Raw genomic sequence first — 21,942 nt, forward strand, 5'->3', positions numbered from 1 at the left:
ATGCTGCGGTAAGGCTCAGATGCGTGGCAGGGTGACGCCCACCTGGCCTTGGTATTTGCCGCCCCGATCCTTGTAGGAGGTTTCGCAGACGTCGCCTTCGGCGGCACCGAGGAACAGCACCTGGGCACAGCCTTCCCCCGCATAGATCTTGGCCGGCAGGGGGGTGGTGTTGGAGAACTCCAGGGTCACGTAGCCTTCCCATTCGGGTTCGAAGGGAGTGACGTTCACGATGATGCCGCAGCGGGCGTAGGTGCTCTTGCCCAGGCAGACGGTGAGGACGTCGCGCGGGATGCGGAAATACTCGACGGTGCGCGCCAGGGCGAAGGAGTTGGGGGGGATGATGCAGTAATCCCCTTCGATCTCGACGAAGGACTGGGGATCGAAGTTCTTCGGGTCGACGATAGTGCTGTTGATGTTGGTGAAGACCCGGAATTCGCGGGCGCAGCGGATATCGTAGCCGTAGCTGGATGTGCCGTAGGAGACGATCTTCTGGCCATTCACTTCCCGCACCAGGGAGGGCTCGAAGGGCTCGATCATGCCGTGTTCTTCGGCCATGCGACGGATCCAGCGGTCGGATTTGATGCTCATGGGGGCGGTGGGTGGGGGTGAATAAAGGCGTGATTGTAGCCGCGAAGGCGACGGTGCGCACGGTGGGGCGTCGGGGCCTGAAAGGCGGATTTCCCGATGGTGGCCACGCCATGCCAGCGCCGTCGCGGCACGGCGGTCACCTCCACGGGGCCAGATCAGGTGATGCCGTGGGCCTTGAGAAAAGGCACGTAGGCCCGGTCCACTTCCAGGATGTGGTGGGTGAGCCAGTTCTTGAGGAACTCCAGCGCCTCCACACTGACGGCCTGACCGGATTCGAAGCGCTGCAGCAGATCTAGCGCCCCGGACGTGAAGCGGTTGTGCTCGGCCTGGTGGCCCGGACTCTCCGGATAGCCCAGGCGCTGGAACAACTCTTCCTCAACGATGAAGTGATTCATCGTGTAATCCACCAGCCCTTCGAGAACTTCCCCGATCACGGCGGTGCGCGGTTCGTCGCGCAGGATTTCATCGTGCAGGGTGTTGGTGGCGTTCACCAACCAGTGGTGCTGGGCATCGATGCTGTCGATGCCGATTTTCAGGGCGTCGCCCCAGGGCATGAAGGCCATGCGTGTTACCTCCCGTCATCGTGCCGTGCCCACTGGCCGGCATTTGTTGTCTGGAAAGCATGCCATGGGAATTGGTGCGCGGGTAGTCCGCGACGCTATGTGCAACGAATGGCCGGCATGAACGGCGCCGATTGGGCCGTAAACGCCGACGCCCCCGGCGGGCGGGGGCGTCGATACAAGGGGGCGGCAGGGTCAGGTGTTCTGCACCACGATATTGGGAAACTTGCTGCTCATGTCCTTGGCCTTCTCGGCGATCTGCACCGCCACCTTGCGGGCGATGGCGCGGTAGATCTCGGCGGCCTTGGAGTCGGGGGCGCCCACCACGGTGGGTTTGCCGCCGTCCGCCATGAGGCGGATGTCCATCTCCAGGGGCAAGGCGCCGAGGAAGTCCACGCCGTAGTCGGCACACATCTTCTGGCCGCCGCCTTCGCCGAAGATGTGCTCGACGTGGCCGCAGTTGGTGCACACGTGCATGCTCATGTTCTCGACGATGCCGATGATGGGGATGCCCACCTTCTCGAACATCTTGAGGCCCTTGCGGGCGTCCATCAGGGCGATGTCCTGGGGGGTGGTGACGATCACCGCGCCGGTCACCGGCACCTTCTGGGCCAGGGTCAGCTGGGTGTCGCCGGTGCCCGGAGGCATGTCGATCACCAGGTAGTCCACGTCGCGCCAGTTGGTGTCGTTGAGCAACTGCTCCAGGGCCTGGGTGACCATGGGGCCGCGCCACACCATCGGGGTTTCCACGTCCACCAGGTAGCCGATGGACATGGACTGGATGCCGTAGGCTTCCAGGGGCTCCATGCTCTTGCCGTCCAGGGATTCGGGCTGGCGGCCTTGCAGGCCGAGCATCTGAGGCTGGGATGGGCCGTAGATGTCGGCGTCGAGCAGGCCGACGGTGGCGCCTTCCTGGGCCAGGGCTAGGGCCAGGTTCACGGCGGTGGTGCTCTTGCCCACGCCACCCTTGCCGGAGGACACGGCGATGATGTTCTTCACGCCGGAGAGCAGTTTTACCCCGCGCTGCACGGCGTGGGCGGCGATTTTCACGGTGACGTTGGCGGAGACGTTGTCCACCCCGGGGAGCTGCTTCAGGCGGGCGATGGCGGCCTTGCGCAGAGCGTCGATCTGGGACTTGGCGGGGTAGCCGAGTTCGATGTCGACGGCCACGTCGCCGCCGTCGACACGGATGTTCTTGGCAGCACGGCCGGCGACGAGATCCTTGCCGGTGTTGGGATCGACGACGTCCTTGAGGGCGGTTTGTACGGCTTCGACGGTAAGGGACATGAATACTCCTGGCGGCGGCCTGGTGCGCCGGGTTGGGGGTGCCGACGCAGGCAGGGCGTGGCGGATTGTTGGATTGTTGTCCGGGGCCGCGCGCTGAAGGGCAGCAGCAGGCGGCTATACCCGAGTAATTTTATCAAGTTTAACCGAATTCGTTGTCGTGCTCCAAGGCGGGCAGGGGCGCCGGGGTGGGGTTTGCTAGAATCCCGGTCTTTCCCTGCTTTTCCTCCGGATTGTCCTGCCCGATGAAACCCCGTCAGATTCTCGTAACCTCCGCGCTGCCGTACGCCAACGGCGACATCCACCTGGGCCACCTGGTGGAATATATCCAGACCGATATCTGGGTGCGCTTCCAGAAGATGCGGGGCCACGACTGCTGGTACGTGTGCGCCGACGACACCCACGGCACCCCGGTGATGCTGCGGGCGGAAAAGGAGGGCATCACCCCCGAGGCCCTGATCGCCCGGGTCCACGGCGAGCACCTGCGCGACTTCACTGGCTTCCACGTCGGCTTCGACAACTACTACTCGACCCACTCCGACGAGACCCGGGGCTTCGCCACCGACATTTACGCCAAGCTGCGCGCCGCCGGCCTGATCGAGACCCGGGACATCGAGCAGTACTACGACCCGGTCAAGCAGATGTTCCTGCCCGACCGCTTCATCAAGGGCGAGTGCCCCAAGTGTGGCGCCAAGGATCAATATGGCGACAACTGCGAAGTGTGCGGCGCCGCCTACACCCCCAACGAGTTGAAGAACCCCTACTCGGCAGTGTCCGGCGCCAAACCCGAACTGCGCACCTCGACCCACTACTTCTTCAAGCTCTCCGACCCGCGCTGCCAGAGCTTTTTGCGCCGCTTCACCACCGAGCCCGGGCGGCTCCAGGCCGAATCGGCCAACAAGATGCAGGAATGGCTGGGCAGCGAGGGCGAGCACAAGCTGACCGACTGGGACATCTCCCGGGATGCCCCTTACTTCGGCTTCGAGATTCCGGATGCCCCCGGCAAGTTCTTCTACGTCTGGCTCGATGCGCCCGTCGGCTACATGGGCTCCTTCGCCAACCTGTGCGCCAGGAAAGGCCTGGATTTTTCCGCCTTCTGGAACAAGGATTCCCAGGCCGAGCTGTACCACTTCATCGGCAAGGACATCCTCTACTTCCACGCCCTGTTCTGGCCGGCCATGCTCGAACACGCCGGCTTCCGCGTGCCGACCAAGATCTTCACCCACGGCTTCCTCACCGTCGGCGGTGCCAAGATGTCCAAGTCCCGGGGTACCTTCATCACCGCCCGCTCCTACCTGGACCAGGGCCTCAACCCGGAATGGCTGCGCTACTACTTCGCCGCCAAGCTGGCCGACACCGCCGAGGACGTGGACCTCAACCTGGACGACTTCTCCGCCCGGGTGAACGCCGATCTGGTGGGCAAGTACGTGAACATCGCCAGCCGCTCCGCCGGCTTCCTGGCCAAGCGCTTCGCCGGCCAGCTGGCGGTGGCCGACGAGACCCTGCCGGTGTTCGCCCAGATCCGCGACGCCGCGCCGCGCATCGCCGACCTCTACGAGGCCCGGGAGTACGGCAAGGCCCTGCGCGAGATCATGGCCCTGACCGAGGCGGTCAACCAGTACGTGGACACGGTCAAGCCCTGGGAGCTGGCCAAGCAGGAAGGCAAGGACGCCGAGCTGCACGCCGCCTGCACCAACGCCATCAACCTGTTCCGCCTGCTCACCGTGCTGCTCAAGCCGGTGCTGCCGGCCCTGGCCGACCAGGTGGCGGCCTTCCTCAATGTCGCCCCGTTCGTGTGGGACGACGTGGGCAGCGTGCTCGCCCCGAGCCACGCCATCAACACCTACCAGCACCTGATGACCCGCCTCGACCCCAAGCAGCTCACCGCTCTGGTCGAGGCCAACAAATCCTCCTTGGCCCCGGCCCCCGCTGCCCCGGCCGAGGCCAAGAAAGAAAGCAAACCCGTGGAAAAGACCGCTGCCCCCGCCGCCGAAAGCACCACCATCGGCATCGACGACTTCACCAAGGTGGACCTGCGCATTGCCCGCATCGTCACCGCCGAGCATGTCGAAGGCGCCGAAAAGCTGATCCGCCTGGAGCTCGATATCGGCGAAGAGAAGCCGCGCCAGGTCTTCGCCGGCATCAAGAGCGCCTACGACCCGGCCACCCTGGTGGGCCGCTACACCGTGATGGTGGCCAACCTGGCCCCGCGCAAGATGAAGTTCGGCCTGTCCGAGGGCATGGTGCTGGCCGCCTCCGACGAGACCGGCCAGACCCCGGGGCTGTTCATCCTGTCGCCGGATGCCGGCGCCCAGCCGGGCATGCGGGTCAAGTAAGCGCGGGCGTAGGTGCTCCGAGGCGGCTGTCGGTGCGATGTAAGTCTGCTGTCAGCCCCTCTCTCTAGCCTTTTGTCATCGTGCCGACCATGTCTTTCGCCAACCGCCCCGCCGCCAAATTCCGCCCCCGCCTGACCGTGGCGATGCTGGCCTTTGCCGTCGTTGATGTGGTCGGGCTGCTGTTGTTCGCCGTGGGGTTTGCCTACTTGGCGCGGGGGCCGGGTATTTTCTTTCCGGCCTTCCCCTCGGGGATCGGTGAGGCCGTCGTGCTGACCGCGGTCGGGCTGGTTCTGGTCTTCTGGGCGGCAACACGAATGGTGCGGCAGGTGGTCAAGCAGGCCCCGCCGGACGCCGACAGTCCCCCTTCTTCCGAGCCCACGCACCGGCCATGAGCATCCTGCCTGCCTCCTTCTCCTTCCGACCCAAGCTCGTCGAGTGCCTTTCCGGTTATGAACGCGCCCAGTTCGGCAAGGATGTGGCGGCAGGCATCACGGTCGGTGTGTTGGCGCTGCCGCTGGCCATCGCCTTCGCTATCGCGTCGGGCATGTCGCCTACCGCCGGCTTGTGGACAGCGATCGTCGCCGGTTTTCTGATCTCCGCCCTGGGCGGTTCCCGGGTGCAGATCGGTGGCCCTACCGGGGCCTTCATCCCGATCATTTTCGGCATCGTCACCCAGTATGGGGTGGCCAACCTGCTTATCGCCACGCTGCTGGCCGGTGCCCTGCTGGTGCTGATGGGCCTATTTCGTCTCGGTCAGCTGATCCGCTTCATTCCCATTTCGGTGGTGATCGGTTTTACCAACGGCATCGCCGTGGTGATCTTCCTTTCCCAGGTGAAAGACTTCCTCGGCCTGCCCGGGCCGGCCTTGCCTGCCGAGTTCTTCGCCCGCATCAAGGCGATCGTGCATACTGCTCCCGATGCGGACCTGCCGACCCTGGCCTTCTCAGTGCTGGCCCTGACGCTGCTGCTCGGCTGGAACCGTTACGGCAGCCGCATTCCGCGCATCGGGCGTGTTCCCGGACCGCTGGTGGTCCTGGTGCTGGCGACCCTGGCCCAGGCCCTGTTCGCCTTTCCGGTGGAAACCATCGGCAGCCGCTTCGGCGGCATTCCCCAGGAATTCCCCGCCTTCGCCCTGCCGGCCCTGTCCCTGGAAACCTTGCGTTCCCTGATCGCTCCGGCCATCACCATCGCCCTGCTCGGCGCCATCGAGTCGCTCCTGTCGGCCCGGGTGGCCGATGCCCAGGTGGACGACCGTCACGATCCCAACCAGGAGCTGCTCGCCCAGGGCGTCGCCAACCTGGTGGCGCCACTGTTTGGCGGCTTTGCCGCCACCGGCGCCCTGGCGCGCACCGCCACCAACGTGCGGGTCGGAGGGCGCACCCCGGTGGCCGGCATCATCCATGCCTTGACCCTGCTCATCGTCGTACTGGTGGCGGCCCCCCTGGCCGCCTATGTGCCGTTGCCGGCCCTCTCCGCAATCCTGGTGGTGGTGGCGCTCAACATGGGCGAGTGGCATGCCTTCCGCGAGTTGTCGCGCTATTCCCTCAACTACCGGGTGATCCTGCTCACCACCTTCTTCGTCACCGTCGTCTTCGACCTGACCCTGGCGGTGGAAATCGGCCTGGTGCTGGCTTCCCTGTTCTTCATCACCCGCATGGCCTCCCTGACCCAGGTCGAGCGTCTGGGCGATCCGGAGTGGGTGCGCCGCGAGGGGTTGCCGGTGGTGGGCTACAAGATCTTCGGCTCCCTGTTCTTCGGCTCCGTGGGCAAGCTGCAGACGGTGATCGACCATAACGCCGAGGGGGCCCAGGTGGTGGTGCTCGACCTGCATCAGGTGGTGAATCTGGATACCACCGGCCTCGATACCCTGGAGTCGTTGCTGCGCATTCTGCGCAAACGTGGTGGCAGCCTGATCCTGGCCGGCCTCAATTCCCAGCCCGGTTCCCTGGTGTTTCGCTCCGGCTTTTCCGACCAGATCGGTGACGACAACATCGTTGTCGATCTGGATGAGGCCTGGGCGCGGGCGGCGCGGCTGTTGCCGCCGGTGGAGCAGGGCGCATGAGCGGCGGCGGGGGGGCGCCGAGCGTGCGCCGGCTGCTGGTATCGGGCCGGGTACAAGGGGTCGGCTATCGCCGCGCCACGGTGCGCGCCGCCACCGCTCTGGGCGTGACGGGCTGGGTGCGCAACCTGACCGACGGCCGGGTGGAAGTCCTGGCGCAGGGCCCGGACGACGCTGTGGCGCGTCTGATCGCCTGGGCCCGCCAAGGGCCGCCGGCCGCCTCGGTCGAGGATGTCCTGGTCGAGGAAGGGGCGGTGGGAGTGGCCCCCGCGGTCGGCTTCAGCGAATACCCGACGGCCGACTTCCCCGAACCGCTCTAAGGCACTGGCTGCCGCGCACCTCAGCGCATTTCGAACGCTTCCTGGTGGAAGCGCCGTTCGGATAAACCGAGGGCGCCGAGGCCCTGGCGCAATGCTTGGCCGAAGCTGGCCGGTCCGCAGAACCAGATGTCGCTGTCCTTGAGCGTAGCGACCGTGTCGTTCAGCCGTTCCGAGGTCAGGTAACCGTCCCGCGGGGTGACTAGCAGGTGCAGACGCACCCGGGCCTGTTCGGCCAATTGCCGCAGGTGGGCGATGAAGCCATCGTCCGCTGCCGCCGTGCAATAAAACATGTCTACGGGCTGGGTGCTGCCGCCTTGCGCGGCCAGGGCTTCGAGCCGGGCCAGGAAGGGCGTGATCCCGATTCCGCCGGCGACCCAGACCTGGCGTTCCGCACGGCTGGAAAAGTCGAAGCGGCCGTACGGGCCTTCCACCGTCACCGGAGCGCCGACCTGGAGATGCTGCGGCAAGGTGCGGGTGTAATCCCCCAGGCCCTTGATGGCGAAGGTCAGGATGCCATCGCCGCGCCAGGCGGAGGCAATGGTGTAGGGGTGGGCACCTTCCCGCGGGGACAGGGTGAGGAAGGCGAACTGGCCGGCGACGTGGCCAGGCCAGGCGCTGCCGAGCCGGCAATCCACTTCGAGGACGCCGTTGTCGCGGTGATGGCGCAGGGCGGTGATGGTCCCCGTGGCTTGGCGCTTGCGGCCGATGCGGCCGGCCAGGGAGGTCATGGCGGCGAGGCTGCCCGCGCCCATCAGGACAGCCATGGTCGCGCCCAGGGGCGTCAGCCAGTAGCCGGTCGGCATCAGCACCGCGCCGTGAAACACCAGGATTAGGTAGGTGGCCGCCAGCGCACGGTGCAGGAGGAAGGCGGGGCGGTAGGGAAAGCGTTTCCACAGGGCCAGCAGTACCAGGGCCAGCACCAGGTAGATGCCCCATTCGCCCACCGATTCGGCGGGTTCGCGCAGCAGGGTGAGCAGGTCGGTGGCGCCGCTGCTGCCCTTGCGTGCCGCACGCTCCAGCCAGCCCTGGCTGACCATCCATTTGGGGACGATCTTCAGCATCCAGTGCAGAAAACCCAGCACCGTGGCGCCGATACCCAGCCATTTGTGCAGGCGGTAACTCCGGTCCAAGCCACCCAAGGGGGTTTCCAGCCAGCGTGGCCGCGTGGCAAGGACCAGGGCCACGGACATGAGGCCAAGGGCGCCTATCCCCGTATAATAAATGGCGAGTTTGCGCAGAGCCCAGAAGTCGGCGCTGGCGGCCGGCCAGGCGTCCCCGGGCAGGCTGACGATCCAGAGCCCGGTCAACAGGGCGAGCAGGGCAGTGACATAGGTTTTCATGAAGGTTCTCCAGCAGCCGGCCCGGCATCTGGCTCCCGATGGGGGCGGGCCGGGTGTGGCGATCTGGTCATGATGCGCGGGGTGGCTTAACTCACCCTTAACGTAGGCGGGGGCCCGGCAGTGCCGGGCGTTTGGCGATCTGGAGATCAGGGCATAGGGGGGAGGGACCCCGGGGGCGGTATGTCAATCTCGAAAAACCTCTTTGCGGGCCGTGCCTTTCTCGAGTTCTATGCCTGGGCGGAGGCTGATGGTTCCCTGCCGGGGTGGAGCTTCGAAGGCGGCGGCCCCCATGGCGAGGCCAATGCGCCAACGCCTGCCCAGGATTACTTCGTCGAATACCACCTGGAGTTCTTTCGCCAGCAGGGGTTCAGCCGTTACCCCAGTCGCCTGCATTCCCGCCTGTTGTTCGCCACCCGCGTCGATGCCGAAGCCTTTCAGGAAAAGCACCCGGAGCGCACCTTCGGGCGCCGCCTGATCAAGTTGCGGGCGAGCGGCACCTGCGCCTGCTCGTTTCACGACGGAGCCTGGCTGGACTACCTGCGCCAGCCCTGCACTTTCGATCTGGAGGCCCTGTCCCGGGTGGCCAAGGCCTACTGGTCGGGGCGCACCGTGGAAGAAGCCGACCTACCCTTCCTCGGTCATCCCTGGCGCGAGATTCCTGTAATCGAGGCCCTCGTCCATGGCGACGTGGTACCGGTCCCGACCGCCTTGCCGCGCAGCCTCGATCTGCCCGGCTTTGCCTGAGCGCACTTGCACCGAGCGTCTCGCCGCGGCTTTCGGCCTGCGGCGCGGTCTGCCTCGCGGTCTGCCTGATTCCCTGCAAATTGACGCCCTGACAGGGCTTGGTTAAATTCAGGGGTTCCCCAACGGCACCCGCCACGCCGGTTTTCCGGCCGGTTCGGTGCCTCACTCTCATCTTGAGGAGAAATACAATGGCTGTTCTCGTCGGCAAGCAAGCTCCCGACTTCACCGCTACCGCGGTGCTGGGCAACAACGAAATCAAGGACATCAAGCTGTCCGACTACAAGGGCAAGTACGTGGTGGTGTTCTTCTACCCCCTCGACTTCACCTTCGTCTGTCCCTCCGAACTGATCGCCTTCGATCACCGCCTGGCCGAGTTCAAGGCCCGCAACGTGGAAGTGCTGGGCGTGTCCATCGATTCCCAGTTCACCCACCTGGCCTGGAAGAACACCCCGGTCGAAAAGGGCGGCATCGGCCAAGTCGGCTATCCGATGGTGGCTGACGTGAAGCACGAGATCGCCCGTGCTTTCGACGTGGAATCCGCCGGTGGCGTGGCCTTCCGCGGCTCCTTCCTGATCGACAAGGCTGGCGTGGTCCGCCACCAGGTGGTCAACGACCTGCCCCTGGGCCGCAACGTGGACGAAATGCTGCGCATGGTGGACGCCCTGCAGTTCACCGAAGAGCACGGCGAAGTCTGCCCGGCGGGGTGGAACAAGGGCAAGAAGGGCATGACCGCCAGCCCCGAGGGCGTGGCCAAGTACCTGGCCGAGAACGCCGCCGCCCTGTAAGCCTGACTGGGCGGGGAGGCTGCGGCACCCCGCGACGTCCGGTGATACCGGTAAAACGCCGTCCGTGGCTACGGGCGGCGTTTTTGTTTGCGCGTTTTGGAATAAGCAAATGAGAAACGGAGCTTTGTGCTTCTAAACCCCCCTCGTAAAGTGACGTCATCCAGTTCTTTACGGAGTGCTTATATATGTCCGCCCGTCATTCGCTGCGCCTTGCCACTCTGGCCGCCTCCCTGCTCTTCGCCGTCGGTGTCCATGCTGATACCGTGCTGCTCAACGCTTCCTACGACGTGGCCCGGGACCTCTACAAGGACTTCAATCCGGCCTTCCAGAAGGCTTGGCAGGCCAAGACCGGCGAGAAGGTCGAAATCAAGCAGTCCCACGGCGGTTCGTCCAAGCAGGTGCGTGCCGTGGCCGACGGGCTGGAGGCCGACGTGGTGACCATGAATCAGGCCACCGATGTGGATTTCCTGGCCGACAAGGGCCTGGTGGCCAAGGATTACCACAAGAAATTCCCGACCAACGCCTCGCCCTACACCTCGACCATGGTGTTCATCGTGCGCAAGGGCAACCCGAAAGCGATCAAGGATTGGTCCGACCTGATCAAGTCCGGCGTGCAGGTGATCGTGCCCCACCCCAAGAACACCGGTAACGGCCGCTACACTTACCTGGCCGCCTGGGGCTATGCCCTCAAGCAGCCCGGCGGCAACGACAAGAGTGCCCAGGACTTCGTCGGCAAGCTGCTCAAGAATGCGCCCCTGTTCGGCACCGGCGGTCGCGATGCCACCACCACCTTCATGCAGCGCCGCCTCGGCGACGTTCTGGTCACCTTCGAGTCCGAGGCCGAGCTGATCGCCAAGGAATTCGGCCGCGGCGACTTCGAGGTGGTCTACCCGTCCGTCTCCATCCTCACCGAGTTCCCGGTGGCGGTGGTGGACAAGGTGGTGGACAAGAAGGGTACCCGCAAGCAGGCCCAGGCTTACCTGGAGTACCTGTGGTCCAAGGAGGGGCAGGAGATCATCGCCGAGAACTACCTGCGCCCCCGCGACGCCGAGGTGCTGAAGAAGCACGCTGCCCAATTCCCGGCGATCAAGACCTTCACCGTGGATGAGACCTTCGGCGGCTGGGGCAAGGCGTTCAAGGCCCACTTCGTCGATGGCGGCTCCTTCGACCAGATCTACTCGGTCAAGTAAGCCTTCCACCCCCTGTGGCCGGGCTCGGTGGGAGGCATTCCCCCGGGCCCGCTGCTTTACGACAAGACTTCCATGTCCCGCTCTCCTTCCCGTTCAGTGCTGCCCGGGTTTGGCCTTTCGCTGGGCTACACCCTGGTGTACCTGTCGCTGCTGGTGCTGATCCCCCTGGCCGGATTGCTGGTCAAATCGGCCTCCCTGTCCCTGGCGGACATCTGGGCGATCGCCACCGGCCCCCGGGCCCTGGCCTCGTTTCGTGTCACCTTCGGCGCCTCCTTCGCCGCCGCCTGCATCAACGCCTTCTTCGGCCTGATCGTGGCCTGGGTGCTGGTGCGCTACGACTTCTGGGGCAAGCGCTTCATCGATGCCCTGGTGGACCTGCCCTTCGCCCTGCCCACCGCCGTGGCCGGTATCACCCTGGCCACCCTCTATGCCGAAACCGGCGTGATCGGGGAATGGTTCGCCAAGGCCGGCGTCAAGATCGCCTATACACCCCTGGGCATCGTCGTGGCCCTGACCTTCATCGGCCTGCCCTTTGTGGTGCGCACCCTGCAACCGGTGCTCGAAGACATCGAGCCCGAGGTGGAGGAGGCGGCTGCCTCCCTGGGTGCCTCGCGCTGGCAGACCTTCCGCCGGGTGCTCTTCCCCGCCATCTTTCCGGCGCTGCTGACCGGCTTCACCCTGGCCTTTTCCCGGGCCGTCGGCGAATACGGCTCGGTGATCTTCATCGCCGGCAACATGCCGCTGATTTCCGAGATCACCCCGTTGCTGATCATCTCCAAGCTGGAGCAGTACGACTTCGTCGGCGCCACCGCCCTGGCCTCGGTGATGCTGGTCATCTCCTTCGTCATGCTGCTGGCCATCAACGTGTTGCAGTGGTGGGCCTCCAACCGTCACCGCAGCGGCACGGCCAAAGCCGCGCCGCAGGGAGGTGCGCAATGACCGTGCGTCGCGCCAACAACGAACCCCGCTGGATGCGGGTGCTGCTGCTCGTCGTCGCCCTGGGGTTTCTCGCCCTGTTCCTCGGCTTTCCCCTGGTCACCGTCTTCTACGAAGCGCTGAAGAAGGGCGTGGATGCTTACCTGGCCGGCCTGGCCGACCCCGAGGCCCGTTCCGCCATCTGGCTGACCCTGGGGGTGGCCGCGGCGGCGATTCCCCTCAACATCGCCTTCGGCGTGGCCGCCGCCTGGGCCATCGCCAAGTTCGACTTCCGCGGCAAGAGCCTCTTGATCACCCTGATCGACCTGCCCTTCGCCGTTTCACCGGTGGTGGCCGGCCTGCTCTTCGTGCTCATCTTCGGCTCCCAGGGCTGGATGGGGCCCTGGCTGGCGGAGCACGACATCAAGATCATCTTCGCCATTCCCGGCATCGTCCTCGCCACCCTGTTCGTCACCTTCCCCTTCGTCGCCCGGGAGCTGATCCCGCTGATGCAGGCCCAGGGCAAGGATGAGGAAGAGGCGGCGGTATCCCTGGGCGCATCGGGCTGGCAGATGTTCTGGCGGGTCACTGTGCCCAACATCAAGTGGGGCCTGCTCTACGGGGTGATCCTGGCCAACGCCAGGGCCATGGGCGAGTTCGGCGCGGTGTCGGTGGTCTCCGGCCATATCCGCGGCGAGACCAATACCCTGCCCCTGCATGTCGAGATCCTCTACAACGAGTACCAGTCCGTAGCGGCCTTTGCCGCCGCGTCGATCCTGGCCCTGCTGGCCCTGGTCACCCTGGTGGCCAAGACCGTGGTGGAGTGGCGCATGCGTAAAGAAACCGAAATGCTGACGGCCGACCTGCCGCCGGAGAAAACCGAATGAGCATCGATATCCGCAACATCAGCAAGCGCTTCGGCAATTTCGTCGCGCTCGACAACATCAACCTGGCCATTCCCACCGGCGAACTGGTGGCCTTGCTCGGCCCCTCCGGTTGCGGCAAGACCACCCTGCTGCGCATCATCGCCGGCATGGAAAGCGCCGACGAGGGCCAGGTGCTGTTCGGCGGTGCCGAGGCCACCCACCTGCACGCCCGGGAGCGCCAGGTCGGCTTCGTCTTCCAGCACTACGCCCTGTTCCGGCACATGACCGTGTTCGAGAACGTCGCCTTCGGCCTGCGCGTCAAGCCGCGCAAGGAGCGTCCCGCCGAGGCCGAGATCCGCAAGCGGGTGATGGAGTTGCTTTCCCTGGTCCAACTCGACTGGCTGGCCGACCGTTATCCCTCCCAGTTGTCCGGCGGTCAGCGCCAGCGCATCGCCCTGGCCCGGGCCCTGGCGGTGGAGCCCAAGGTGCTGCTGCTCGACGAGCCCTTCGGCGCCCTCGACACCAAGGTGCGCAAGGAGCTGCGCCGCTGGCTGCGCCGCCTGCACGACGAAATGCACATCTCCTCGGTGTTCGTCACCCACGACCAGGAAGAGGCCCTGGAAGTGGCCGACCGGGTGGTGGTGATGAACAAGGGGCGCATCGAGCAGGTGGGCAGCCCGGACCAGGTCTACTCCAACCCGGCCACTCCCTTCGTTTACCAGTTCCTCGGCAACGTGAACGTCTTTCACAGCCGCCTTCAGGGCAACCTGTGGGCCGAGGTGGCACGGGGCGAGGGCGGGGAGGGCGGCGGTGCCGGCGACAGCCTGGCCTTCGTCCGCCCCCACGACATCGACATCCTGCGCGAGCCGGTCCAGGACGCCTTGGGTGCCGAGGTGCGCTACGTGCATCCGATCGGTCCGGTGGTGCGCGTCGAGCTGGCGCACCAGTCCGAGCTGGTCGAGGTGGAGCTGACCCGGGAGCGCCAGGACGAACTGCAGCTGGCCCCGGGCCAGTCGGTCTGGCTCAAACCGCGCCAGGTGCGGGTTTTCCCCGCCGCCACGGTGGCCGGCGAAGTCATGCAGGATTTCTCCATCTGAGGTAAGCCCCGGGGAGCCGGATGGCTGGCGCCCCCGGCGCCCTCGCGGGCCCCGCGCTGTCCCGTTCGCGCGCTGGCCGCGCCGCCGGATCGCCCGGGGGCGCGGCCGTGTGCTGCTCATAAATTAGGCAAGGGCGACGAGATCGGGTAGAATCCGCCTCCTTCCCGTAGTGTTCCCAGGTCGCCCGCTCGATGCGTCGAGGGCGGCCGTTTGTTTTTCGCGGACCGCCTTTGTCGCGGCGCGCTGCCTTTCGGCAGCTTTTCGGCACCTCTCGGCTCATGGAATTCGTCGGCTACTCCCTCCGCAACAACTTGTTCGTGGCGCCCATGGCGGGCGTGACCGACCGGCCGTTTCGCCAGCTATGCAAGAAGCTCGGCGCCGGGCTGGCGGTATCGGAGATGGTCACCTCCAACTCGCTGCTCTACGGCAGCAAGAAGACCGAGCGGCGCGCCAACCACCAGGGCGAAGTGGCGCCGATCTCGGTGCAGATCGCCGGGGCCGACCCGGCGATGATGGCCGAGGCGGCCAAGTACAACGTGGACCGCGGCGCCCAGATCATCGACATCAACATGGGCTGCCCGGCCAAGAAGGTCTGCAACGTCATGGCCGGCTCGGCCCTGATGCAGGACGAGCCGCTGGTGGCGCGCATTCTGGAAGCGGTGGTGGGGGCCGTGCCGGGCACCCCGGTGACCCTCAAGTTCCGCACCGGCTGGAACCGTCAGAACAAGAACGCACCGACCATCGCCCGCATCGCCGAAGAGTCCGGCATTCGTGCCGTGTCCATCCACGGCCGTACCCGGGCCGACCAGTACACCGGCGAGGCCGAGTACGAAACCATCGCCCTGGTGAAGCGCCTGGTCTCGATTCCGGTGATCGCCAACGGCGATATCACCACGCCGGAAAAAGCCAAGCACGTGCTGGACGTCACCGGCGCCGACGGCGTCATGATCGGCCGGGCCGCCCAGGGGCGCCCCTGGATCTTCCGCGAGATCGAGCACTACCTGAAAACCGGCGCGAAGCTGCCGCCGCCCAAAGTGAGTGAAATCCGCGAGGTGCTCACCGAGCATCTGGAAGACCTCTACGACTTCTATGGCCTGGAGACCGGTGTACGCGTCGCGCGTAAGCACATCTCCTGGTACACCAAGGGGCTACCCGGGTCGGCGGCGTTCCGCTTCACCATGAACCAGTTGCCTTCGGTGGGTGAGCAGCGTGCCGCTATTGCCACGTTTTTCGACCGTCTGGCGGCCGAGCACGACCGTCTGCTCTACGAAGAGGACAATCCCGGGGCCGCTCAGGGGGCGGCAGGTGACAACAACGACAAGAATGAGGAATTGGCAGCATGAGCCAAGGTAGCGACATCTCCTCGTGCGTCTTCGGCGCCCTGGAAAAATATTTTCACGATCTCGACGGCGAGGAGCCGGCGGCGATCTACGACATGGTGCTCAAGAGCGTCGAGCGTCCCATGCTCGAAGTGGTGCTCAAGCAGGCCGGCGGCAACCAGACCGTGGCGGCTCAGATGCTCGGCATCAACCGCAATACCCTGCGCAAGAAGCTCGTCGAGCACGAGTTGATCTGATCCGACGTGACGGTCTGGCGCCACTGCGCTGCTTCACGCACCAGGCCGTTTTTCCCTAGTTTTTCGTTTTCTTTTCTCCCGTTCCCGTCATGAAGATTCGCCAAGCCCTGATCAGCCTCTCCGACAAGCGCGGAGCCTTGGAATTCGCCCGCGGCCTCGCCGCCCAGGGCGTCAAGCTCCTGTCCACCGGCGGTACCGCCAAACTGCTCAAGGAGGCCGGGCTGGACGTGACCGAGATCGGCGACTACACCGGCTTTCCGGAAATGCTCGACGGCCGGGTGAAGACCCTGCATCCCAAGGTGCACGGCGGCATCCTGGCCCGCCGCGACCTGCCCGAGCATCTGGCCACCATCGCCGCCCACGACATCCCTACCATCGACCTGGTGTGCGTGAACCTCTACCCGTTCCGCGAGACCGTGGCCAAGGCCGGCGTGACCCTGGCCGACGCCATCGAGAACATCGACATCGGCGGTCCGGCCATGGTCCGTTCCGCCGCCAAGAACTACGCTGGTGTGGCCATCGTCACCGACCCGGACGACTACGCCCCGCTGCTCGCCGAAATGCAGGCCAACGGCGGCGCCCTGTCCCTGACCACCCGCTTCGGCCTGGCCAAGAAGGCCTTCACCCATACCGCTCGCTACGACTCGGCCATCGCCAACTGGCTGACCGGCCAAGACGATGCCGTGGCCGAGACCCCGGAAGCCGCCGCGCCGGTCCCCGCCGCCTTCCCGCAGAAGCTGCAACTGGCCTTCGATCGGGTCGAGACCCTGCGTTACGGCGAGAATCCGCACCAGCAGGCCGCCTTCTACCGTGACACGGTGGCCACCGCCGGCGCCATCGCCAACTACCACCAGTTGCAGGGCAAGGAACTGTCCTACAACAATATCGCCGATGCCGATGCCGCCTGGGAGTGCGTCAAGACCTTCGACACCCCGGCCTGCGTCATCATCAAGCACGCCAACCCCTGTGGCGTGGCCATCGGCGCTACCGCCCTGGAAGCCTACGACAAGGCCTTCAAGACCGACACCACCTCGGCCTTCGGCGGCATCATCGCCTTCAACCGGGAGCTGGACGGTTCCGCCGCCACCGCCGTGGCCAAGCAGTTCGTCGAAGTGGTGATCGCTCCTTCCTTCTCCTCCGAAGCCCGCCAGATCTTCGCCGCCAAGCAGAACGTGCGCCTGCTCGAAGTGCCCCTGGAGCGCGCCTACCACGCCTTCGAACTGAAGCGCGTCGGCGGCGGCCTGCTGGTGCAGAGCCCGGACATGTTCAACGTCCAGCCCTCCGACCTGAAGGTGGTGACCAAGAAGGCCCCCACCGATGCCCAGCTCGAAGACCTGCTGTTTGCCTACCGCGTCGCCAAGTTCGTCAAGTCCAACGCCATCGTCTTCTGCGGCGGCGGCATGACCCTGGGCGTGGGCGCTGGCCAGATGAGCCGTGTCGATTCGACCCGCATCGCCGCCATCAAGGCCCAGAACGCCGGTCTGTCCCTGGCCGGCTCCGCCGTGGCCTCCGACGCCTTCTTCCCGTTCCGCGACGGGGTGGACGTGCTGGCCGAAGCCGGCGCCGTGGCGGTGATCCAGCCGGGCGGCTCGATGCGCGACGCCGAGGTGATCGCCGCCGCCGACGAGCACGGCCTGGCCATGGTGTTCACCGGCGCCCGCCACTTCCGCCACTAAGAACGCTTAGAACGCTTAGAACGCTTAGAACGCTTGATGCCGCGCCGCTTCGCCTGCTCCCTGGGCGCTGCCCTGGCCCTGTGGGGCGCCCTCCTGGCGTCCCCGGGGGCGGTCCTGGCCGACGATGCCGGTGCTACCGACGTCGCGCCCGCGACCCGGGCGGATGCGGCCGAGGGCTCCTGGCTCGAACGGGCGCGGCAGAAGCTGGCGACCATCTGGAACGATGGGCGCAACGAACTGTATGTGCCCCTGGAAACCTATCACCTGCGTTCGGCCTACACCCGCGAGAAGATCGACAGCTTCAACGAGACGCCCCTGGGCCTCGGTCTGGGGCGCGGCATCTACGATGCCGACGGCGACTGGCACGGCCTTTACGCCATGGGCTTCCAGGACTCCCACTACAAGCCCGAGTACATGGTCGGCTACGGCTACAAGACCTACTGGCGCCTGGCTGGCGAGCTGAAGTTCGGCCTGGGCTACTCCGCCTTCCTCACCGCGCGTGCGGATATCGGCCGCTACACCCCTATTCCCGGCATCCTGCCCCTCGCCTCCCTGGAATACCGCGACGTTTCTTTTGATACGGCTTATGTGCCGGGGGGGCGGGGCAATGGCAACATTCTCTTTTTCTGGGGCAAGGTCCGCTTCTGACGGTCCGGCCCCGCGTCGCACAACATAAGGAACGGTCCTCCATGAAAGTTCTCGTCATCGGTTCCGGCGGCCGCGAACACGCCCTGGCGTGGCGCCTCGCCCAGTCCCCCCGGGTGCACAAGGTCTACGTCGCCCCGGGCAACGCCGGCACCGCCCGGGAAGAGGCCCTGGAAAACCTGCCCATCACCGACCTCAACGCCCTGGCCGATTTCGCCGAGGCGGAAAAGATCCACATGACCGTGGTCGGTCCCGAGGCCCCCCTGGCCGCCGGCGCCGTGAACATCTTCCGCGAGCGCGGCCTGCGCGTCTTTGGCCCGACCAAGGAAGCCGCCCAGCTGGAGTCCTCCAAGGACTTCGCCAAGCGCTTCATGGCCCGCCACAACATCCCCACCGCCGGCTTCGAGACCTTCACCGACGCCGCCGCTGCCCACGCCTACGTGGACCGCCAGGGCGCCCCCATCGTCATCAAGGCCGACGGCCTGGCCGCCGGCAAGGGCGTGGTGGTGGCCATGGACCTGGCCGAGGCCCACGCCGCCATCGACGACATGCTCGGCGGCAACAAGCTCGGCGACGCCGGCGCCCGGGTGGTGATCGAGGACTTCCTCGACGGCGAGGAAGCCAGCTTCATCGTCATGGTGGACGGCAAGAACGTGCTGGCCCTGGCCTCCAGCCAGGACCACAAGCGCATCGGCGACGGCGACACCGGCCCCAACACCGGCGGCATGGGCGCCTATTCCCCGGCCCCGGTGGTGACCCCCCAGGTCCACGCCAAGGTGATGCGCGAGATCATCCTGCCCACGGTGCGCGGCATGGAAGCCGACGGCATCCCCTTCACCGGCTTCCTCTACGCCGGGTTGATGATCGGCAAGGACGGCGCGGTGAAGACCCTGGAGTTCAACTGCCGCATGGGCGACCCGGAAACCCAGCCGATCATGATGCGCCTCAAGTCCGACCTGGTGGCCCTGCTCGAGCACGCCACCAACGGCACCCTGGATCAGGTGGAGGCCGAGTGGGACCGCCGCGTCGCCCTGGGCGTGGTGCTGGCCGCCGCCAACTACCCGGACACCCCGCGCAAGGGCGACGTCATCGTCGGCCTGCCCGAGGGCAACGCTGCTTCTCCTGAGTGCCACGTCTTCCACGCCGGCACCGCCGAGCAGAACGGTCAGGTAGTGGCTTCCGGCGGCCGGGTGCTGTGCGTCACCGCCCTGGGCGAGAACGTCAAGTTGGCCCAGCAGGCCGCCTACGACGCCGTGGCCACCATCCGCTTCGACGGCATGCAGTACCGCCGCGACATTGGCCATCGGGCCGTGGCGCGCTGAGCGTCATCCCGCAGCATCCATAACGACGGGCGGCCATGACCGCCCGTTTTTCCATCCCCAGCGAGACCCCGCCATGGACATTCCCCAGCTCAAAGCCTATTTCACCGGCCTCCAGACGCGCATCGTCGCCGCCCTGGAAGCCTTCGACGGCCACGCCTTCAAGACAGACGCCTGGGAGCGCCCCGAGGGCGGCGGCGGCCTGACCCGGGTGATCGAGGAGGGGGCCTTCTTCGAGCGCGGCGGCGTCAATTTCTCCCATGTCATGGGGGCGCGCATGCCGGCCTCGGCCACTGCCCACCGGCCCGAGCTGGCCGGGCGGCGCTTCGAGGCCATGGGCGTGTCCCTGGTGCTGCACCCGCGTAACCCCTACTGCCCCACCGCCCACATGAACGTGCGCGCCTTCGTCGCCCTGAAGGACGGCGAGGCCCCGGTATGGTGGTTTGGCGGCGGCATGGACATGACCCCCTACTACCCGTGGGAAGAGGACGTGCGCCACTTCCACGGCACCTGCAAGGCGGCCCTGGCCCCCTTCGGCGCCGACGTCTATCCACGCTACAAGACCTGGTGCGACGAGTACTTCTTCCTGAAGCACCGCAACGAGCCCCGCGGCGTCGGCGGCGTGTTCTTCGACGACCTGGGGGCCGACGGCCAGGTGTCCTTCGAGCAGGCCTTCGCCCTCACCCAGGCGGTGGGCGACGCCTTCGTGCCGGCCTACCTGCCGGTGCTGGAAGCGCGCCGCGATGTGCCCTACGGCGAGCGGGAGCGGGACTTCCAGGCCTACCGGCGCGGCCGCTACGTGGAATTCAACCTGGTGTTCGACCGGGGCACCCTGTTCGGCCTGCAATCCGGCGGCCGCACCGAGTCGATCCTGATGTCCCTGCCGCCGGTGGTGAAGTGGCGCTACGACTGGCACCCGGAGCCGGGCAGCCCGGAGGCGAAGCTCTACGACGAGTACCTCCGTCCCCGGGACTGGGCGTAAGACGCGGGGCGGAAAATTTTTGTCCCCTGCCGGGAAGCCGCGCCAATAGTCGATCTCCAGGCATGCCCTTCTGAAAACAAGGCGGGGCGCGGAGTTCCAGCGGGTATGCCTGGAACTCCGCGCCCCGCCTTGCGTTTAGCGCGATGGGTGCAGTGGGGTGGGGCGGCTTATTTCAGCTTGCCGGTCACCACCTTGACCCGGGTCGGGTCCTTGATGGCCAGGCTGCCGCCGCTGCCGGCCAGGTTGCCGCAGGTGCACGCCGATTTGACGTGGGGCACCGAATTGACGATGCCGGTGCAGTCGAGGCACTCGTAGTAGTACTCGGCCCCGCTGGGCAGGGCTTGCGGGCTGGGCGCCGGCTCTACCGGGGTGAAGCGGTAGATTTTGCGCAGGTCGATATTCAACATCACGGTCCCTCCTGAGATTTATGTTTTGGCTGTGACTGCTGACTGCGTGAACGGTGGCGCCGGGGGCGGATCAGGATAAGGCGGGCAGGGCGGCGGCGCGGTAGTGGCGGTTGGCCTGGTCCTGGCGCTCCAGCTGGTCGAACAGCCGGGCCAGTTCCAGGTGGGCGTCACGGGATTCGGCCACCGACAGGGAGGCCTCCAGATAACTCTGGGCCTTGCCCCACAGCTGCTTGCGCTGGCACAGGCGGCCCAGGGCGAGGAGCAGGTCGGCGTCGTCGCTGTGGGCCTTGAGCCACTTTTCGGCCTGGGCGATGCGCGGCGTGGCATCGCCGTCGTCGATCAGGCCGTACAGACGCACCAGGTGCGACGACCATTCCTTGTCCAGGTGGGTTTCCAGGGTGCGCAGGGCTTCCGTCGGCGCGCCCTGGTCGCGCAGGGCCTCGGCCACGGCGTAGGCGGTGCGTGGGTTCATCTCGGCGGCGGGGATCTGGCGGGCGTAGGCGAGGATGGCCCGGGTGTCGCCGGCGCGGCGCTTGAGGGCTTCCCGGTGGGCCAGACTGATGGTCTCCCGGGCCAGCTCCGGCACCAGGGCGTTGCGCTTTTGCAGCAGGCGGGCCAGACGGATCACCTCGTCCCAGTCCTTGCGCCCTTGTTGGGCCTTCAGTTCCAGGCGCAGGGCGGCGATGTGCCGGCCCGACTTGTCGTAGAGGCGGCGCAGCGCCGTGACCGCGTCGTCGAAGCGGCGGGCTTCGAGCAGGCTCTCGGCTTCGTTCATCAGGCAAGCGGCCTCGATGTCCTTGCCCTCTTCCCGGGCGCGGCGCACCCATTCCTGCTCCTTCTCGGGTTCGCGCATGGCCCGGGCGGCCCGGGCGGCCAAGAGGGCCGGCAGGCCGTCGGCGTAGCCGCCCTCATGGGCGTCGGCGGCGCGGCGCAGGGCCTGGCCGTAGCGCCCTTCCAGGTACAGGCGCAGGGCTTCCTGGAAGGTGGCGGCAGACTTGCGGGCGGCGCGGCGGGCGCGGAAGGCGCGCACCCGGCCGGGCAGGCCGGCGGCCACGGCGATGCTGCGCAACAGCAGGTAGAGGACGGCAAAGCCGAACAGCAGGGCGAAGATCAGGAAGTTGAGGCTGACCTCGATCCGCCAAGGCGGAAAGACCAGCAGGGCGTACCCCTCGTCGGCGCGCAGCAGCATGGCGGCACCGACGGCGGCGGCGAACAGGGCGAGAATCCAGAACAGACCTTTCATCGGGCTTTCC

22 protein-coding genes are annotated in these 21,942 nt (G+C 66.5%); 16 read left to right on the plus strand and 6 right to left on the minus strand.

What is annotated here, in order from left to right; all coding sequences use genetic code 11:
* Positions 1-15: 15 nt before the first annotated feature.
* The 3 genes from dcd to apbC form a co-directional block, all read right to left on the minus strand.
* A complete protein-coding gene (gene dcd / locus OTERR_RS02780; RefSeq protein ID WP_054620042.1) occupies positions 16-588 on the minus strand; it encodes a dCTP deaminase in 573 nt (190 codons plus the stop codon).
* Positions 589-743: 155 nt separating this feature from the next.
* A complete protein-coding gene (locus tag OTERR_RS02785; RefSeq protein ID WP_149424790.1) occupies positions 744-1,151 on the minus strand; it encodes a bacteriohemerythrin in 408 nt (135 codons plus the stop codon).
* Between the two features lie 192 nt (positions 1,152-1,343).
* The gene (apbC, locus tag OTERR_RS02790; protein ID WP_149424791.1) at positions 1,344-2,435 is read right to left on the minus strand and encodes an iron-sulfur cluster carrier protein ApbC; all 1,092 of its coding nucleotides are present in this window, start codon (positions 2,433-2,435) and stop codon (positions 1,344-1,346) included.
* Positions 2,436-2,677: 242 nt separating this feature from the next.
* On the opposite strand from apbC, the gene metG reads away from it, so the two are divergent.
* The 4 genes from metG to OTERR_RS02810 all read left to right on the plus strand — a co-directional run bounded on the left by metG (position 2,678) and on the right by OTERR_RS02810 (position 7,147).
* Positions 2,678-4,768, plus strand: a complete 2,091-nt coding sequence (metG, locus tag OTERR_RS02795) for a methionine--tRNA ligase (RefSeq protein WP_149424792.1) — start codon at positions 2,678-2,680, stop codon at positions 4,766-4,768.
* 89 nt (positions 4,769-4,857) lie between these two features.
* Complete coding sequence (locus OTERR_RS02800) at positions 4,858-5,160, plus strand: hypothetical protein (protein ID WP_149424793.1); 303 nt, start codon at positions 4,858-4,860, stop codon at positions 5,158-5,160.
* Positions 5,157-6,830 carry a SulP family inorganic anion transporter gene (locus OTERR_RS02805; protein WP_149424794.1) on the plus strand — a complete coding sequence of 558 codons (1,674 nt, stop codon included), beginning with the start codon at positions 5,157-5,159 and terminating at the stop codon, positions 6,828-6,830. The genes OTERR_RS02800 and OTERR_RS02805 overlap by 4 nt, the downstream gene beginning before the upstream one ends.
* Positions 6,827-7,147, plus strand: coding sequence for an acylphosphatase (locus OTERR_RS02810; protein ID WP_149424795.1), 321 nt, complete (start codon positions 6,827-6,829; stop codon positions 7,145-7,147). The genes OTERR_RS02805 and OTERR_RS02810 overlap by 4 nt, the downstream gene beginning before the upstream one ends.
* Before the next feature lie 20 nt (positions 7,148-7,167).
* Here the strand turns inward: OTERR_RS02810 and OTERR_RS02815 are convergent, their stop codons facing one another.
* The gene (locus OTERR_RS02815; protein WP_149424796.1) at positions 7,168-8,487 is read right to left on the minus strand and encodes a ferredoxin reductase family protein; all 1,320 of its coding nucleotides are present in this window, start codon (positions 8,485-8,487) and stop codon (positions 7,168-7,170) included.
* A gap of 180 nt (positions 8,488-8,667) precedes the next feature.
* Here OTERR_RS02815 and OTERR_RS02820 point away from each other — a divergent pair, with 180 nt between their 5' ends.
* The 12 genes from OTERR_RS02820 (at position 8,668) to hemF (ending at position 20,282) form a co-directional block, all read left to right on the plus strand.
* Entirely contained in the window at positions 8,668-9,231 is a 564-nt protein-coding gene (locus OTERR_RS02820; protein WP_054620034.1) for a hypothetical protein, read from the plus strand.
* 188 nt (positions 9,232-9,419) lie between these two features.
* On the plus strand, positions 9,420-10,016 hold the full coding sequence (locus tag OTERR_RS02825) for a peroxiredoxin (RefSeq protein ID WP_054620033.1): 597 nt from the start codon (positions 9,420-9,422) through the stop codon (positions 10,014-10,016).
* 185 nt (positions 10,017-10,201) lie between these two features.
* Positions 10,202-11,206 carry a sulfate ABC transporter substrate-binding protein gene (locus OTERR_RS02830; protein WP_054620032.1) on the plus strand — a complete coding sequence of 335 codons (1,005 nt, stop codon included), beginning with the start codon at positions 10,202-10,204 and terminating at the stop codon, positions 11,204-11,206.
* A gap of 72 nt (positions 11,207-11,278) precedes the next feature.
* Positions 11,279-12,145, plus strand: coding sequence for a sulfate ABC transporter permease subunit CysT (gene cysT, locus OTERR_RS02835; protein WP_054620031.1), 867 nt, complete (start codon positions 11,279-11,281; stop codon positions 12,143-12,145).
* Positions 12,142-13,008, plus strand: a complete 867-nt coding sequence (cysW, locus tag OTERR_RS02840) for a sulfate ABC transporter permease subunit CysW (RefSeq protein ID WP_149424797.1) — start codon at positions 12,142-12,144, stop codon at positions 13,006-13,008. The genes cysT and cysW overlap by 4 nt, the downstream gene beginning before the upstream one ends.
* Positions 13,005-14,084, plus strand: a complete 1,080-nt coding sequence (locus OTERR_RS02845) for a sulfate/molybdate ABC transporter ATP-binding protein (protein ID WP_149424798.1) — start codon at positions 13,005-13,007, stop codon at positions 14,082-14,084. Before cysW ends, OTERR_RS02845 begins: the two co-directional genes overlap by 4 nt.
* Positions 14,085-14,362: 278 nt before the next feature.
* A complete protein-coding gene (gene dusB / locus OTERR_RS02850; protein ID WP_149424799.1) occupies positions 14,363-15,427 on the plus strand; it encodes a tRNA dihydrouridine synthase DusB in 1,065 nt (354 codons plus the stop codon).
* Positions 15,424-15,660 carry a helix-turn-helix domain-containing protein gene (locus OTERR_RS02855; protein ID WP_054620027.1) on the plus strand — a complete coding sequence of 79 codons (237 nt, stop codon included), beginning with the start codon at positions 15,424-15,426 and terminating at the stop codon, positions 15,658-15,660. The genes dusB and OTERR_RS02855 overlap by 4 nt, the downstream gene beginning before the upstream one ends.
* 89 nt (positions 15,661-15,749) lie before the next feature.
* The gene (gene purH / locus OTERR_RS02860) at positions 15,750-17,336 is read left to right on the plus strand and encodes a bifunctional phosphoribosylaminoimidazolecarboxamide formyltransferase/IMP cyclohydrolase (protein ID WP_054620026.1); all 1,587 of its coding nucleotides are present in this window, start codon (positions 15,750-15,752) and stop codon (positions 17,334-17,336) included.
* Positions 17,337-17,372: 36 nt separating this feature from the next.
* The gene (gene pagP, locus OTERR_RS02865; RefSeq protein ID WP_149424800.1) at positions 17,373-17,984 is read left to right on the plus strand and encodes a lipid IV(A) palmitoyltransferase PagP; all 612 of its coding nucleotides are present in this window, start codon (positions 17,373-17,375) and stop codon (positions 17,982-17,984) included.
* A 41-nt stretch (positions 17,985-18,025) separates the two neighbouring features.
* Complete coding sequence (gene purD / locus OTERR_RS02870; protein WP_149424801.1) at positions 18,026-19,303, plus strand: phosphoribosylamine--glycine ligase; 1,278 nt, start codon at positions 18,026-18,028, stop codon at positions 19,301-19,303.
* Positions 19,304-19,376: 73 nt separating this feature from the next.
* The gene (gene hemF, locus OTERR_RS02875; protein ID WP_149424802.1) at positions 19,377-20,282 is read left to right on the plus strand and encodes an oxygen-dependent coproporphyrinogen oxidase; all 906 of its coding nucleotides are present in this window, start codon (positions 19,377-19,379) and stop codon (positions 20,280-20,282) included.
* A 167-nt stretch (positions 20,283-20,449) separates the two neighbouring features.
* Here the strand turns inward: hemF and OTERR_RS02880 are convergent, their stop codons facing one another.
* Both OTERR_RS02880 and OTERR_RS02885 read right to left on the minus strand, forming a co-directional pair.
* Positions 20,450-20,689: a hypothetical protein gene (locus tag OTERR_RS02880; RefSeq protein ID WP_054621017.1), complete on the minus strand. Its 240-nt coding sequence runs from the start codon at positions 20,687-20,689 to the stop codon at positions 20,450-20,452.
* Between the two features lie 70 nt (positions 20,690-20,759).
* Entirely contained in the window at positions 20,760-21,932 is a 1,173-nt protein-coding gene (locus OTERR_RS02885) for a heme biosynthesis HemY N-terminal domain-containing protein (RefSeq protein ID WP_054621018.1), read from the minus strand.
* Between the last annotated feature and the right edge of the window lie 10 nt (positions 21,933-21,942).

This window comes from Oryzomicrobium terrae (genome assembly GCF_008274805.1).
Lineage (GTDB): Bacteria > Pseudomonadota > Gammaproteobacteria > Burkholderiales > Rhodocyclaceae > Oryzomicrobium > Oryzomicrobium terrae.